General features: G+C 66.9%; 3 protein-coding genes. All 3 read left to right on the plus strand.

What is annotated here, in order from left to right:
• On the plus strand, positions 1–676 hold a 676-nt coding region (locus AC1DOC_RS33170), incomplete at its 5' end, for a TerC family protein (RefSeq protein WP_478131511.1).
• Between the two features lie 58 nt (positions 677–734).
• Positions 735–1,199 (plus strand): hypothetical protein, encoded by a 465-nt coding sequence (locus AC1DOC_RS33175; RefSeq protein ID WP_018903515.1) that lies wholly within the window; start codon positions 735–737, stop codon positions 1,197–1,199.
• An 85-nt stretch (positions 1,200–1,284) separates the two neighbouring features.
• The coding region (locus AC1DOC_RS33180) for a phage holin family protein (RefSeq protein WP_478131512.1) at positions 1,285–1,506 on the plus strand (222 nt) is incomplete at its 3' end.

Here is a 1,506-nt window from a genome sequence, read left to right on the forward strand (position 1 = left end):
CGACAACGCCGTCGTCATTGCCCTGGCCTGCCGCAAGCTGCCGCCCGCGCAACGCACCAAGGGCATTCTGTGGGGCACGGCCGGTGCCATTGCGCTGCGCGTGATATTGATCTTCTTCGCACTCACGCTGCTGGCCATTCCGTTCCTGAAACTGGTCGGCGCCGCATTGCTGTTGTGGATCGGCATCAAGCTGCTGGCGCCCGACCATGACGACGCGCACGGCAACATCCAGAGCAGCGACAAGCTGTGGGGCGCGGTCAAGACCGTGATCGTGGCCGACCTGGTGATGAGCGTGGACAACGTGATTGCCATTGCCGGTGCCGCGCAAGGCGCCGGCCAGGCGCAYCAGATGCCGCTGGTGATCTTCGGCCTGCTGGTGAGCATTCCGATCATCGTCTGGGGCAGCCAGCTGGTCATCAAGCTGATGGACCGCTTCCCGATCATCATCACGCTCGGCGGCATGCTGCTGGGCTGGATTGCCGGCACCATGGCGGTGTCCGATCCCGCGCTGTCGAACACCGCGGCCTGGACCTGGGTGCCAAAGCTGCCGCAGACCGATACCATCCGGTACGCCGCAGGCATTGCCGGCGCGCTGCTGGTGCTGGCCGTCGGCAAGTGGGTGGCCATGCGCCAGGCCCGCCAGAAGCCGGCCGAAGCCGCAACGTCGTCGAGCTGACGGCTCTTCCTTCCCCGGCGCCCGATCTCTGCCACTCTCATTACTTGAAGGAGCACCCATGGAAAAGGTCATTCTGTACGTCGACGACGCCGGCTATGCGGCCGAGCAGTTCGCCGAGCTTGCCCCCGACGCCAGCAGCGTCGTGGCTCGCCACTGGGTGCTCGTGGCCTGCGCTCCGCGCATGACGCACCGCATCAGCAAGTGGGTGAGCCACAGCGCGCGCGAGAACTGGCGCGCCAAGTGGTTCAGCAAGGTGCAGGCGCAACTGCTGCCGCTGCTCGAGCGCAATGGCGGCCAGGTAACGCCGGTGCTGGCCAAGGGCCCGCTGGCCGACCTGACGCAGCAGCTCAAGCGCGAGCATTCGGCCACGCTGGTGGTCGATGCGCGCCGCCCCAAGATCGGCGTCGACCTGGAGCCGGTCACGCCCGAACAGGCGCCCGCGCGCCAGTCGGGCTGGGCCTTTCCGGGCGCCGTGATGGGCATGGGCGCGCTGCTGGTGCTTGCGAACGAGCTGGCCGAATAACCGCGCAATCCCCTCCCTGACGAGCCCCGGTGCGGCAACGCCCCGGGGCTCGTTGTTTTGGGGGCTCTGGGGTATCCTGCGCCGCATGCGCATCATCATCAAATGGCTGCTCAGCGCTGTCGCGCTGCTGGCGGTGGCTTATCTCTACAGCGGTGTCCAGGTTGCCAGCTTCGGCTCCGCGCTGATTGCCGCGGCCGTCATCGGCCTGCTCAACATGGTCGTGCGGCCGGTGCTGGTGGTGCTGACGCTGCCGGTCACCATCGTCACGCTCGGGCTGTTCCTGTTCGTGATCAACGCACTGCTGTTC

The organism is Variovorax sp. 01T439_2 (genome assembly GCF_056398445.1).